The organism is Pararhodobacter sp. SW119 (assembly GCF_017811755.1).
Classification (GTDB): Bacteria; Pseudomonadota; Alphaproteobacteria; order Rhodobacterales; family Rhodobacteraceae; genus Pararhodobacter.
Map to the genome: position 1 here is coordinate 99,984 of NZ_JADDJF010000001.1, position 13,604 is coordinate 113,587.

The following is a 13,604-nucleotide window of genomic DNA, read 5'->3' on the forward strand; positions in this document are numbered from 1 at the left end:
CCTTCAGTTCATCAATCGTGGCTTGACCATCGGGGTCGCGTTCGACGGCATGACGCCCAGTCGGCGCGCAACCTCGGTGTAGGCCTCGGAAAGGTTGCCCAGGTCGCGGCGGAACACGTCCTTGTCGAGCTTCTGGCCGGTCTTGGCGTCCCAGAGGCGGCAGCTGTCGGGGCTGATCTCGTCGGCGACGACGAGGCGCTGGAAATCGCCGTCGTAGATGCGCCCGATCTCGATCTTGAAATCCACGAGCTTGATGCCGACGCCCATCATCACGCCCGACAGGAAGTCGTTCACGCGCAGCGCCAGCGCCACCATGTCGTCGAGGTCCTGATGCGTCGCCCAGCCGAAGGCCAGGATATGCTCCTCGCTGACGATGGGATCGTGGAGCGCGTCATTCTTGTAGTAGAACTCGACGATCGGGCGGGGCAGCGGCGTGCCCTCCTCGATCCCCAGGCGCTTGGAAATCGAGCCTGCGGCGATGTTGCGCACCACCACTTCCAGCGGAATGATCTCGACCGCGCGGATCAGTTGCTCGCGCATGTTCAGGCGGCGGATGAAATGCGTGGGCACGCCGATCTCGTTCAGCCCGTTCATGAAGAATTCCGACAAGCGGTTGTTGAGCACGCCCTTGCCCTCGATCAGCGCCTTCTTGGCGCCATCGCCGGCCGAGGTATCATCCTTGAAATACTGCACGTAGGTGCCGGGCTCGGGACCCTCGTAAAGGATCTTGGCCTTGCCCTCATAGACCTTGGTGCGACGTGCCATGCTTTCTCCGAATCAGGGCTGCCCGCAGCGCGGGAGCGCACGGAAACAGGCGCCCCTATACGCCAACGCCGACTTCGCCGCAAGGACGGCCGCGGGCGCCGCAGACTGCGATAAATGCTTGCGACGCGCGGCCGATACCCCCATATCAAGGCCTGACCAAAACCTGTGAGGCCCCCGATGAACACCACATTCGACGACCGCGAGCGCGCCTTCGAGTCCAAGTTCGCTCACGACATGGAAATGCAGTTCAAGGCGGTGGCGCGCCGCAACAAGCTTCTGGGGCTCTGGGCGGCGGACCTGCTGGGCAGGTCGGGACAGGCGGCCGAGGACTACGCGATGGAAGTGATCCGCGCCGATTTCGAGGAAGCCGGCCACGAGGACGTCTATCGCAAGGTCAGCGCCGATCTGGAAGGCAAGGCCGATGAGGCGACGATCCGCGCCAAGATGGACGAGTTCCTGCTGATCGCCAAGGAACAACTGGTCAAGCAAGGCTGACGCGCGCCGCCGGGTTTGCCCGGCGCGCGAAACCCGTCCGCCGTTCTGCCGGCGCCCAATCCCCGTATCGGAGACCGCATGCCCTTGGCCCCCCCGACCGATCCGTTGCGCGCGCTTCTGGCCGAGCGGGACGTTCTGCTGGCCGATGGGGCCACGGGGACGAACCTCTTTAACATGGGCCTTGCCTCGGGCGAGGCGCCGGAGTTGTGGAACACCGACGCGCCCGAAAAGATCCGCACCCTTTACCAGGGCGCGGTCAATGCCGGGTCGGATCTGTTCCTGACCAATACCTTTGGTGGCAATGCCAGCCGGCTGAAACTGCACGCGGCCGAACGGCGGGTGCGCGAACTCAACCGTGTCGGCGCGGAACTGGGGCGCGAGATCGTGGATCGCGCGGATCGGCGCGTACTGGTCGCGGGTTCGATGGGCCCGACCGGCGACATCATGGAACCGATGGGCGCGCTGACCCATTCGCTGGCGGTCGAGATGTTCCACGAACAGGCCGAAGGGCTGAAGGAAGGCGGCGCCGACCTCCTCTGGGTCGAGACGATGTCGTCGCCCGAGGAGTATCGCGCCGCGGCCGAGGCCTGCCATCTGGCTGGCATGCCCTGGGCCGGCACGATGAGCTTCGACACCGCGGGTCGCACAATGATGGGGCTGACCTCGGCCGATTTCGTGAAGCTGGTGGGCAAGCTGCCCCACCCCCCCGTCGCCTTCGGCGCGAATTGCGGCGTCGGCGCATCGGACCTTTTGCGCACCGTGCTCGGGATCACGGCACTGGAACCCGCGATCCCGGTGATTGCCAAGGGCAATGCCGGCATTCCCAAATATGTCGATGGCCACATCCACTACGACGGCACGCCCGACCTGATGGCCGAATACGCGGTACTGGCCCGCGACGCGGGCGCCCGCATCATCGGCGGTTGCTGCGGCACGATGCCCGAGCATCTGGCGAAGATGCGCGCGGCGCTGGACAGCCGCCCGCGCGGCGAACGGCCGACGCTGGAGCAGGTCGCGGCCGCCATGGGCGATTTCTCCTCGCCCTCGGACGGCACCGAGCCGGGAGCGGACGCGGCGGCCGCCGAGGCCCGCGCGCGCCGCGGGGGGCGTCGGCGCGGTTGATCCCTCGGGGTCGGGTTGCCAGCCGTCCCCGGGCGGCATAGATCGCCACTCAGACCAGCAAAGGGGATCCCATGTTCAGACTGCCCGCCCTTCATGACCCGCGCCGTTTCGACGCCGAAACCGCCGCAAGGGCCGATGCGTTCGGCGATCTGCCGGAATGGGATCTTACCGACCTCTACAAGGCCCCCGACGCGCCCGAGTTCGCGCGCGATTTCGACTGGCTGGAGAAAGCCTGCGCCGACTTCGCCTCGGACTACGAGGGCAAGTTGGCAGGGCTGGATGCCGCCGATTTCCTGCGCTGCGTCCAGCGCTACGAGGAGATCGACATCACCGCCGGTCGGCTGATGTCCTACGCCGGTCTGCGCTACTACCAGAACACCACGGATTCGGCGCGCGCCAAGTTCATGGCCGATGCGCAGGACCGGGTCACGGTGGCGACGACGCCGCTGGTCTTCTTCTCGCTCGAGCTCAACCGGATCGATGATGCGGCCTATGACGCGCTTTTTGCCGCGGACGCCGATCTGGCGCGCTTCAAGCCTGTCTTCGACCGGCTGCGCGCGATGCGCCCGCACCAGTTGTCGGACGAGTTGGAGAAGTTCCTGCACGACCAGTCCACCGTTGGCGCCACCGCCTGGAACCGACTGTTCGACGAGACGATGGCGGGCCTCAGCTTCGAGGTGGAGGGCGAGGAAGATCCGCTGCCGCTGGAATCCACGCTCAACCTGCTGACCGACCCCGACCGCGCCAAACGCGAGGCGGCCGCGCGGTCGCTCGCCAAGGTCTTTGAGGAGCACCTGCGCCTTTTCTCGCGCGTCCACAACACTCTGGCGAAGGACAAGGAAATCACCGACCGCTGGCGCAAGATGCCGACGCCGCAGCACGGCCGGCACCTGTCGAACCATGTCGAACCCGAGGTGGTGCAGGCGCTGCGCGATGCGGTGGTCGCCGCCTATCCGCGCCTGTCGCACCGCTACTACGCGCTGAAGGCGAAATGGCTTGGGCTGGACAAGCTGCAGGTCTGGGACCGCAACGCGCCGCTGCCGATCGAGCCGCCACGCACCATCCAGTGGCCCGAGGCGCGCGAGACGGTGATGAACGCCTATGCCGAGTTTTCGCCGAAGATGGCCGAACTGGCCGAACCTTTTTTCGACAAGGGCTGGATCGACGCGGCCGTGAAGCCCGGCAAGGCGCCGGGCGCCTTCGCACATCCGACCGTCACCACGGTGCACCCTTATGTGATGCTCAACTACCTCGGCAAGCCGCGCGACGTGATGACGTTGGCGCACGAACTGGGCCACGGCGTCCACCAGCGTCTGGCGGCGGGGCAGGGGGAACTGCTGTCGTCAACCCCGTTGACGCTGGCCGAAACCGCCTCAGTCTTCGGCGAGATGCTGACCTTCCAGCGCCTGTTGGCCAACGCCAAGACCCAGGCCGAGCGCAAGACGCTCCTGGCCGGCAAGGTCGAGGACATGATCAACACGGTCGTTCGGCAGATCGCGTTCTATGATTTCGAATGCAAGCTGCACGCGGCGCGGCGCGAGGGGGAACTCACGCCCGACGACATCAACGCGATCTGGATGAGCGTGCAGGCCGAAAGCCTGGGCCCGGTCTTCGAGTTCATGGATGGCTACGAGACCTTCTGGTCGTATGTCCCGCATTTCGTCCACTCGCCCTTCTACGTCTATGCCTACGCCTTCGGCGACGGGCTGGTGAACGCTCTCTACGCGGTCTATCGCGACGCCGGCCCCGGCTTTCAGGACAAGTATTTCGAGATGCTCGCCGCCGGCGGGTCGAAGCACCACAAGGAGTTGCTGGCGCCCTTCGGCCTCGACGCTTCGGACCCGGCGTTCTGGGATCGCGGGCTGGACATGATCGCGGCCTTCATCGACGAACTGGAGGCGATGGAGGACTGACTGGCGCCCTCAAGGCGCGGCCGCCCGACGGGCCGATGGAGCAAGCGTCCACGCGTGGACGCTTCTTCAACCAACTGAAGAACAAAGGCAAATTTCAAAAATTAACCGCAATGAAACTTTTGTCGCACGCGTCGGGTTTCACCGCTGCCATCGCGCCCCGCGTTCTGGCCGCGCGTGGGCTTCGTGGTCTGCGAGTTGCACCGCCTCGCCGATCTGGGCCATGACGAGGGGATGCTGACACTCCTGCCGCAGGGCCTGCTCAGCGCGTTCGCGCTTTCTGGCCTGCAACCCTCCCAGAGCGCCCCGGATTTCCGCTTGAAGCGCGGCGCATCCTCGCGTTGAACTCGGCGCGACCGGTCGGGGGCGCGCGGGCATGGACGGTGATTTCGACTATCTGATCGTGGGTGCCGGTTCCGCCGGTTGCGTGCTCGCCGAACGCCTGTCAGCCGACGGGCGCACGCGCGTCCTGGTGCTGGAGGCCGGCGGCAGCGACCGGCGGTTTTTCGTCCATATGCCGCTGGGCTACGGCAAGCTCTTTTTCGACCCGCGGGTCAACTGGTGCTACCGGACCGAACCCGACCCCGGACTGGCCGGGCAGGCGGATTACTGGCCGCGCGGCAAGGTCCTGGGCGGGTCGTCGTCGATCAACGCGATGGTCTGGGTGCGCGGGCACCGGCAGGATTACGAGGATTGGCAGGCCGCCGGAAACCCCGGCTGGGGCTGGGACGCGGCGCGCGCCGCCTATTGCGCCATCGAGGATAACGAGGATGGCGGGTCGGACTGGCGCGGCGCCGGTGGGCCGCTTTTCATCCGGTCGAACCGCGCCCCCGCCCATCCGCTGGTCGAGCCGTTTCTGGCGGCCTGCGAAAGCGCCGGCCTGAAGCGCAATGCCGACTTCAACGGCGCCGAACAGGATGGCGTCGGCATGTATCAGATGACCATCCGGGGTGGGCGCCGCAACTCGGCCGCGCGGGCCTTCCTCTATCCGGCGGTGGCGCGCGGCAATGTCGCGCTGCGCACCGGGGCGCAGGTCACGCGCATCCTGTTCGATGGCGCCCGCGCGACCGGCCTCGAATACCGCTGGAAGGGTGCCACCCACACCGCCCGCGCGGGCGAGGTCATCCTGTCCGGCGGCGCGGTGAACTCGCCGCAGCTTCTGATGCTGTCCGGCGTGGGGCCGGGGCAGGGCCTTCAGGCGATGGGTGTGCCCGTGCGACTGGACCAGCCGAATGTCGGCGCGCATCTGAGCGACCATCAGGGCCTGAACTATACCTGGCGCGCGCGCGTGCCGACGCTGAACGACATGCTGCGCCCCTGGTGGGGCAAGCTGCGCGTGGGGCTGCGCTATCTGGCGCGCCGCGACGGGCCGCTGGCGCTGTCGATCAACCACGCCGGCGGGTTCTTCCGCACCGATCCGGCGCGGGACCGGCCGAACATGCAGCTATATTTCCAGGCCTTCTCGACCCTGCTGCCGCGGCTGGGCGAGCGACCGGTGCTCAGCCCCGACCCGTTTTCAGGCCTGTCGATCGGGCTGTCGAACTGCCGTCCGGCCAGTCGCGGGCGGATCGAACTGCGCAGCCCCGATCCCTTCGCGCCGCCGCGGATCTTCGCCAATGCCTACGCGGCCGATGCCGATGTGGCCGAGATGCTGGCCGCGGTGAAGCTGTTGCGCCGGATCGCGGCGGCCCAGCCGCTGGCCGGTCTGCTGGAGGAGGAGTTGCGCCCTGGCCCGCAGGTGCAGTCGGATGACGATCTGGTGGCCGATCTGCGCGCGCGCAGCGGCACGGTCTACCACCCCTCCTGCACCTGCCGGATGGGGGCCGATCCGGCGCAATCGGTGGTCGACCCGCGCCTGCGCGTGCGCGGTCTGGAACGGCTGAGGGTCTGCGATGCCTCGGCCTTTCCCAGCCTGATCGCCGGGAACACCAACGCGCCGGCCATGCTGATGGGCTGGATCGGCGCCGGGCTGATGATCGAGGATCGACGCCGCGTCGGATAGCCCGCGCGACAACCGACCGCTGCGCGTGGGGGTTTCGCTGCGCGCGCGAACCGCCTATGTCATGCCGAAACCATCCGCGAGAGGCGAAGATGTCGGACAACGCCCCCCAGACCAGACCGCAGTCGAAGGCGATTGCGGATGCCCAGACGGTCACTTCGGTCCGTCACTGGACCGACAGCCTGTTTTCGTTTCGCTGCACGCGTCCGCAAAGCCTGCGGTTCCGTTCGGGCGAATTCGTGATGCTGGGGCTTCTGGACGAACGCGGCAAGCCGCTTCTGCGCGCCTATTCCATCGCCTCGCCCAGTTGGGACGACGCGCTGGAATTCTATTCGATCAAGGTCCCCGATGGTCCGCTGACCTCGCGCCTGCAGCATATCGTTCCGGGCGACGCCATCATCCTGCGTCCGAAACCCGTCGGAACGCTGGTTCATGACGCGCTGCTGCCGGGAAAGCGGCTGTGGTTCCTGTCCACCGGCACCGGCATCGCGCCCTTCGCCAGCCTGGTCCGCGACCCCGAGACCTACGAGAAGTACGATCAGGTGATCCTGATGCACACCTGCCGCGAGAAGGCGGAACTGGAATACGGGCGCGAACTGATCGAGGACCTGCGCAACGACCCCCTGATCGGCGAGATGGTCGAGGGCAAGCTGCTCTACTATCCCACGACCACACGCGAGCCGTCCGAGCGGATGGGCCGGGTGACCGAGAACCTCGCCTCGGGCCGGGTGTTTCAGGATCTGGGTATCGACGGGCCGATGGACCCGGCACGCGACCGGGCGATGGTCTGCGGCTCCTTGGCCTTCAACCTTGACATCAAGACGATCCTCGAAGGGTGGGGGCTGCGCGAAGGCGCCAATTCCGACCCGGCCGAGTACGTGGTCGAAAAGGCCTTTGTCGGCGACGGCGTCTGACCGCCACGCAACATCACGAAGAAGAATGGCCCCTGGAAAGCGGGGGCCGCTTGCCCGGATTCGGACGCCCAAACCAGATGTTTCGTTTCGGTTAACAGCGTTTGACTATGTGCACAAAATCAACACGTTGAAGAATTGTCCGCATGCGGACGCCTGCTTTCACCGGCCTTCTGCAAGGAGAAAGCCGGCTGCGGCAGCGGTTACATGTCGAGCATGCTGCGCACCTGCGCCAGCGCGGCTTCCTGCGCGTCGGGGTCGTTGCGGGCGCTTTCCAGCAGGGCGCGTGCGGCGCTGCGGTTGATCGCGTCCAGTTCCGAGGCTTCGATGACCTGCATCGCGCGGTCGAAATCGAACCCTTCCTCGGTGAACAACCCCTCGGCCTCCGCCTCGGCCAGGGTGGGGGCGTCGGTTCCCGCCTGTCGCATCGCCTCGGTTTCGGCCTCGGCGGCCTCGACCTGATCGCGGATCGTCTGTTGCGCCTCGTTGACCAGGGCCTCGGCCTCGGCCTCGGCCTCGTCGCCCGCGGCCAGCGCCCGGTCGATCGCTTCCTGCGCGCGTGCCTCGGCTTCGGCGGCGGCTTCTTCCTGCGCCTCGAGGATCTCGCTGATGGTGCTTTCGGCGGCTTCGCCGGCTTCGGAGGCATCCTCCATCGCCCGATCGATCAGCGCCTCGGGGTCGGTCGCCTCCGGTTCCGCAGCGGCGCCGTCATCTTCCGGGAGCATCGGCTCGGGGTCCTCGATGACCGGGTCATCCGTCGTCTCGTCCTCGGTTGCCGGAAGCTCGGGGGCGCTGACGGGCGCAGGCGCGGGTGCCGGCTCGTCCTGGACCAGCCAATAGCCGACGGCCGCCGCGATGACGATCACGATGATGATCAGAGCCTTCTTCATGGCAGCCTCCGTTTTTCGATGGCGCCTCTTTAGTGCACTTGGCTACTGAAAGGCAATCGACAGGCATCAGAAAGATCGCGCAGACGCAGAAATCGGCGCGACATCACCCGGTGACGCGCCGCCGGGATCCGCCTGCGTCGAATCGCACGTCAGGTGTAGAATCGCTTGTCAGTTCAGGCGGCGCGGTCTATTTTCGCGCGCGCTTGATCCACAGAAGGAAGACACCCATCGCTCGCAGACCACACCACGCCCCGCCCAGCCGCGACACCGGACCGCGGGTCAATGACCGAATTCGTGCGCCTGAAATCCGCCTGATCGGCGCAGAGGGCGAGAACGTCGGCGTCGTGACCCCTGCGCGGGGGATGCAGCTGGCTGAGGAAGCGGGACTCGACCTGGTCGAGATTTCCCCGAATGCGACACCGCCGGTCTGCAAGATCATGGACTACGGCAAGTTCAAGTACGAACAGCAGAAGCGGGAATCCGAGGCCCGCAAGAAGCAGAAGACCATCGAGGTCAAGGAAATCAAGTTCCGCCCAGGAACCGATACCCATGACTATGACGTCAAGATGCGCTCGGTTAAGAAGTTCCTGGAAGAGGGCGACAAGGTCAAGGTGACCCTGCGCTTCCGCGGCCGCGAGATGGCGCACCAGCAGCTTGGACTGGAATTGCTGCACCGCGTTGCCGATGACGTGACCGAGATCGGCAAGGTCGAGAACATGCCGAAGCTGGAAGGCCGGCAGATGGTGATGATGATCGGCCCGCGCTGAACCCGTTGCCCATGCCCTGACCGTTCACTCCGGCGCGCGAAAGTGCGCCGGTTCGTTTTTGCGGACCCTGCGACCGTGGTCGACGGCGCATGCGCCTTGCCCGCGCCTTTCAGTTGCCTTGCGACGGGCCCGTGCCGTTCCCGACCCGGTTGTAGTGATACCGCGCCGCTTCTTCCGCCAGCATGTCGGCAAGGCAGGCATCATGGGTGCGCATCTGCGCGATGACTGCCCGGCGGCCGCGCGCGTCATGGGTCTGCAGGATGCGCCGCAGCACGGTCGAACGCCCGCGCGGACGCGACAGGAAATCGTCCTGCTCGATGATGGCCTCGACCGGGCTGCCCAGGGTCAGAAGCGCGTTGTGACTGGCCAGCGCCAGATAGGCGCCGCTGAGGCAGGTGGCGCGCGTTTCGTGGCAATCCCGCGAACAGATTGCGTCCAGCGGCGCGGCCAAGGGGGCCTCCGCCAGCCAGCCGGACAGTTGTAACGGATCGAAGGTTCCTTCGACCAGGGCGCGCTGCAGGCTGTCGGCGGCGATGCGATCCAGAAGCTCCGCACTCCGCTCGCCGGTAGATCCGCGCCAGAGAAGATAGATCGTATCGGGGGGCACCTGGGCCGGGTCCCGATCGCGCAGGCCCGGATTTTCACGCGCAGCCAGCGCGACCATCGCCTCGCGCGCGGCGCGCGCCTCTCCCATCGCCTCGAAACGCTCGATGACTTCGGGGCCGGTCGCGGGGTTCATCAGGGCCAGCCAGGCCGACCCCAGCGGATGATCGGAAAGCGCGTGCAGCCAGCTTCGTCCCGACACGCCACCGGGCTGGCGCATCAGGGTGATACGTTGCGCGCGCGGCAGATGCGCCAGCCATGGACCCTGCAACGCCGGCGTCTTGTCGATGATCGCCAGCAGCAGTTGCGCCGCCTTGTTGCCGTCGTGGGCCAGCCGGCTGATCGCAGGCAGCGCGGTTTCCTCGTCGTTGTCGAGCCAGTTTTCGACGGCTACCGTCAGCGCCGGATGCTCGGCGCCGGGAAGGTCGGCCTTGGTCAGCGCGGGGCCTGCGGACAGGAATACCGCGCCGACAAGCCCCACGCAGCCGAGCGCGCGCGCGGCTCTGCGCTGCAGGCGCCTGATCAATGGTCCAAACGGCACGATATGCGTTTCCCTCGCGCGGGCGTGCGCCCCCCGACGCCGCCGCTTGGCGGCATCTTGCGAAATCCCGCGCGGGGGGTGCAAGTGCAAAAACGTCGACGAATGCGGCGAAATCGCCCTTGGCAATCCTCAGTCCCTGAGCGTCCCGGCCAGGTTGTGCAACTCTTCCGAGGGCAGGAAACCCCGGATCAGTTGCCCGTTCTCGGGCCCGCCCATGACGAAGGTCGGGGTGCCGTTGATCTGCAGGCGTTGCGCCAGGGCACGGTTTTCCGCAAGGATCGCCGTGATCTCGTCGCTGCCCATCCGCGCGGTCACGGCATCGGGGTCGAGGTCCAGTTCGACCGCGATGGCGCGGGTCACGGTTTCGGTCAAGTCGCCGTTCAGCGTCAGCAGGCGCTCGTGCACCGCCTCGTAGGCTTCATCGCCGCCAAGCTGCAGGACCGAGATCGCCAGTCGCGAGGACAGTTCCGACTGCGCGCCGAGGATCGGAAATTCCTTGATCACGAAGCGGACGTTTCCATCGAGCGCCACGAAATCCATCACGTGGTCGAAGGCGCGCCGGCAGAAGCTGCAGCGGTAGTCGACGAATTCGACCAGGGTCAGGTCGCCGTCGAGGTTGCCGCCGACCCAGGAATGCGCGTCGGAAAAGATGTCCTCGGCGTTGATCTCGATCAGCGCCAGATCCATGTCGGCCTGCGCCGCGGCATTGCGATTCTCGAACTCGGCCACCGCCTCGAACAGGACTTCCGGATGCTCAAGCAGATAGGCGCGGATCTCGGCCCGCAGGGCGGTGCGTTCGGCATCGCTGTAGGTGTCTTGCGCAGCGGCGGGCGCGGCAAGGGCAAGCCCGGCGGCAAGCAGCGGGACGAGAGGCAGAAAAGGCATGACAGCTCCTGGTTGGAGGTTTCCTGCCTTTTGCGCTGTCCGGCGGGCCGAGATCAAGCCCACCCGTATCCGCGCACCGCATCGTGAAGATTGGCGCGGCATTCGACGCCGTGTCGCTTTTGACCCCTGCCGCGCAAGCGCGTATAGAACAACCTTGGTGAAGGAGCCTGTCTCGTGTTGCGTTTCATTCTGTCGTTCTTTGGAGGGATCTTCAGCTTTCTGGTGCTGGGGATCAGTGCCGTTGCCCTGACCGTGGGCGGCGTCATCTGGATGTACACGCGCGATCTTCCCAGTCACGAGCAGTTGGCGAACTACACGCCGCCGACCATCAGCCGGATCTACTCGGGCGAGGGGCAACTGATCGACGAGTTTGCCCAGGAGCGGCGGCTCTTCGTGCCGATCGGCGACATTCCCGAGCAGGTGAAGCACGCCTTCATCTCGGCCGAGGATCGGAATTTCTATGATCACGCCGGCTTCGATCCGCTGGCAATGGTGTCGGCGCTTCGTGATGCGGTGGTCAGCCGTGGCCAGACGCTGCGCGGCGCCTCGACCATCACGCAGCAGGTGATGAAGAACTTCCTGCTGTCGGGCGACCGCACGGGCGAGCGCAAGATCCGCGAGATCATCCTCGCCTACCGGGTCGAGCAGACGCTGTCGAAAGACCAGATCCTCGAGCTCTACCTCAACGAGATTTTCCTGGGGCAGAACTCCTACGGGGTGGCTGCGGCGGCGCAGAGCTATTTCAACAAGACGCTGGACCAGTTGGACCTGCACGAGGCGGCGTTTCTGGCCGCCCTTCCGCAGGCGCCGTCCGAGTATCATCCGGTCCGCGCGCGCGAACGGGTGACAGGTCGGCGCAACTGGATCCTGGGCCAGATGGTCGAGAACGGCTACATTGACCCCGATCTGGCCGAAGCGGCGGCGGAAGAACCGCTGCTGACCGTCCAGTCGGGCGACGTCATCGCCTTCCGTGAGGCGCTGCCCCCGCGCGACTACTTTACCGACGAAATCCGCCGCCAGCTTTCCTCGAGCTTCGGCGAATCCGAGTTTTTCACCGGCGGGCTGAGCATCCGCGCGACCGCGCATCCCGAGCTGCAGGTCAGCGCCGCGCAGGCGCTTCGGGGCGCGCTGGAGAACTATGACCGCAGTCTGGGGCGCTGGCGGGGAACCGGTCTGCGCCTTGAAGCCGACGATCTGGGTTCCGAGGAACTCTGGCGCGCGGGCTTGTCGCGGATGCGTGTGGCCCGCGACGTGACCCTTGGCAACCGCTGGCATCCGGCCGTGGTGCTTTCCGTCGAGGGCGGCACCGCGACCCTGGGGATTGAGGACGCGGACGAACCCGGCACCGTCGAGAACAGTGATCTGGACTGGGCGCGCGGGTCCCTCGCCGACAACCTGGATGTCGGCGACGTGGTCCATGTCCGCCCCATCACCCGCGACGAGGATGGCGGTTTCGTGCGCTGGTCGCTGCGCCAGGTGCCCGAGGTGCAGGGCGCGTTCATGGCGATGGACGTGAACACCGGCCGGGTGATCGCCATGCAGGGCGGCTTCTCGTACCAGCATTCGGTCTTCAACCGCGCCACGCAGGCCATGCGCCAGCCCGGTTCGGCCTTCAAGCCCTTCGTCTACGCGGCGGCACTCGATTCCGGCTTCACCCCCGCGACCATCGTCATCGACGCGCCGATCGAGTTGGAGACCGCGCAGGGCATCTGGCGGCCGACCAACGCCTCCAACCAGTTCTACGGTCCGATCCCCGTGCGCACCGGGATCGAGATGTCGCGCAACCTGATGACCGTGCGACTGGCGCAGGAAGTCGGCATGGACGTGGTCGCGGGCTATGCCGAACGCTTCGGCGTCTACGACCGGATGCAGCCGTTCCTCGCCAACTCGCTGGGCAGCCAGGAGACGACGCTTTTCCGCATGGTCGCGGCCTACGCCATGTTCGCCAATGGTGGCGAGCGGGTGGAACCGACGCTGGTCGACCGCGTGCAGGACCGCTGGGGGCGCACCGTCTACCGCCACGACCAGCGCACCTGCCTGAACTGCGACGACGCCGCCCTGCGCCCCGGCGCCGCGCCGGCGATCAGCGCGCAGCGTGCCCGCGTGATGGATGCGATCACCGCCTTTCAGCTGACCTCGATGATGGAGGGGGTGGTGCAGCGCGGTACTGCGGCGCGTACCGTCAACCTCTCGGTTCCCGTCGCCGGCAAGACCGGCACCACGAACGAGGCGCGCGACGTCTGGTTCGTCGGCTACACCTCGAACATCGTGGCGGGTTGCTACATCGGCTATGACCGGCCGCGCCCGCTGGGCCGCGGTGCCTCGGGCGGGGGGATGTGCGGGCCGGTCTTCACGCGCTTCATGCAGGACGCGGTCGCCGAATTCGGCGGCACGCGTTTTGCCGTGCCACCGGGTGGTCGCTTTATCCGCATCGACCGGCGCACGGGCGAGCGGTTGCCGGACGACGCCTCGGGCGCCGATGTCGTGGCCGAGTATTTCCGCGAAGGGGCCGAGCCTGTCTTCGGCATCGGCGCGCTGATCGATGGCGGATTCGCGATGGGGGTGAACCTGCCGATGTTCAGCCGCGATCAGGACGCGGATGACGAATGGACCGGGGATGCCACCGGCGGTACGGGCGGCACCGGGGGGACCGGCGGCGCGGGTGGTGCGGCGACCTTCGGCACCGTCAGCTCCGGCGGTCTCTACTGATCCTGCC

12 protein-coding genes are annotated in these 13,604 nt (G+C 66.7%); 8 read left to right on the forward strand and 4 right to left on the reverse strand.

Annotated elements, in window-relative coordinates:
- Positions 1–3 precede the first annotated feature (3 nt).
- On the reverse strand, positions 4–765 hold the full coding sequence (purC, locus tag IM708_RS00455) for a phosphoribosylaminoimidazolesuccinocarboxamide synthase (RefSeq protein WP_209424332.1): 762 nt from the start codon (positions 763–765) through the stop codon (positions 4–6).
- 177 nt (positions 766–942) lie between these two features.
- Between purC and IM708_RS00460 the strand changes: the two genes are divergently transcribed.
- The 6 genes from IM708_RS00460 to IM708_RS00485 all read left to right on the forward strand — a co-directional run bounded on the left by IM708_RS00460 (position 943) and on the right by IM708_RS00485 (position 7,205).
- Positions 943–1,260 carry a DUF1476 domain-containing protein gene (locus tag IM708_RS00460; protein WP_209424333.1) on the forward strand — a complete coding sequence of 106 codons (318 nt, stop codon included), beginning with the start codon at positions 943–945 and terminating at the stop codon, positions 1,258–1,260.
- A 78-nt stretch (positions 1,261–1,338) separates the two neighbouring features.
- Positions 1,339–2,382: a betaine--homocysteine S-methyltransferase gene (gene bmt, locus IM708_RS00465; RefSeq protein ID WP_209424334.1), complete on the forward strand. Its 1,044-nt coding sequence runs from the start codon at positions 1,339–1,341 to the stop codon at positions 2,380–2,382.
- 71 nt (positions 2,383–2,453) lie between these two features.
- On the forward strand, positions 2,454–4,295 hold the full coding sequence (locus tag IM708_RS00470) for a M3 family oligoendopeptidase (RefSeq protein WP_209424335.1): 1,842 nt from the start codon (positions 2,454–2,456) through the stop codon (positions 4,293–4,295).
- 174 nt (positions 4,296–4,469) lie between these two features.
- On the forward strand, positions 4,470–4,637 hold the full coding sequence (locus tag IM708_RS00475) for a hypothetical protein (protein ID WP_209424336.1): 168 nt from the start codon (positions 4,470–4,472) through the stop codon (positions 4,635–4,637).
- 31 nt (positions 4,638–4,668) lie between these two features.
- Positions 4,669–6,294, forward strand: coding sequence for a GMC family oxidoreductase N-terminal domain-containing protein (locus tag IM708_RS00480; protein WP_209424337.1), 1,626 nt, complete (start codon positions 4,669–4,671; stop codon positions 6,292–6,294).
- An 89-nt stretch (positions 6,295–6,383) separates the two neighbouring features.
- On the forward strand, positions 6,384–7,205 hold the full coding sequence (locus tag IM708_RS00485; protein WP_209424338.1) for a ferredoxin--NADP reductase: 822 nt from the start codon (positions 6,384–6,386) through the stop codon (positions 7,203–7,205).
- 200 nt (positions 7,206–7,405) lie between these two features.
- Here IM708_RS00485 and IM708_RS00490 read toward each other — a convergent pair whose 3' ends face one another.
- Positions 7,406–8,092: a hypothetical protein gene (locus IM708_RS00490; protein ID WP_209424339.1), complete on the reverse strand. Its 687-nt coding sequence runs from the start codon at positions 8,090–8,092 to the stop codon at positions 7,406–7,408.
- A gap of 227 nt (positions 8,093–8,319) precedes the next feature.
- Between IM708_RS00490 and infC the strand changes: the two genes are divergently transcribed.
- Positions 8,320–8,859, forward strand: a complete 540-nt coding sequence (infC, locus tag IM708_RS00495) for a translation initiation factor IF-3 (RefSeq protein WP_209424592.1) — start codon at positions 8,320–8,322, stop codon at positions 8,857–8,859.
- Positions 8,860–8,968: 109 nt separating this feature from the next.
- Here the strand turns inward: infC and IM708_RS00500 are convergent, their stop codons facing one another.
- A complete protein-coding gene (locus tag IM708_RS00500) occupies positions 8,969–10,003 on the reverse strand; it encodes a hypothetical protein (protein WP_209424340.1) in 1,035 nt (344 codons plus the stop codon).
- 129 nt (positions 10,004–10,132) lie between these two features.
- The gene (locus tag IM708_RS00505) at positions 10,133–10,888 is read right to left on the reverse strand and encodes a DsbA family protein (RefSeq protein ID WP_209424341.1); all 756 of its coding nucleotides are present in this window, start codon (positions 10,886–10,888) and stop codon (positions 10,133–10,135) included.
- A gap of 174 nt (positions 10,889–11,062) precedes the next feature.
- Here IM708_RS00505 and IM708_RS00510 point away from each other — a divergent pair, with 174 nt between their 5' ends.
- Positions 11,063–13,597: a penicillin-binding protein 1A gene (locus IM708_RS00510; RefSeq protein ID WP_209424342.1), complete on the forward strand. Its 2,535-nt coding sequence runs from the start codon at positions 11,063–11,065 to the stop codon at positions 13,595–13,597.
- Positions 13,598–13,604 lie beyond the last annotated feature (7 nt).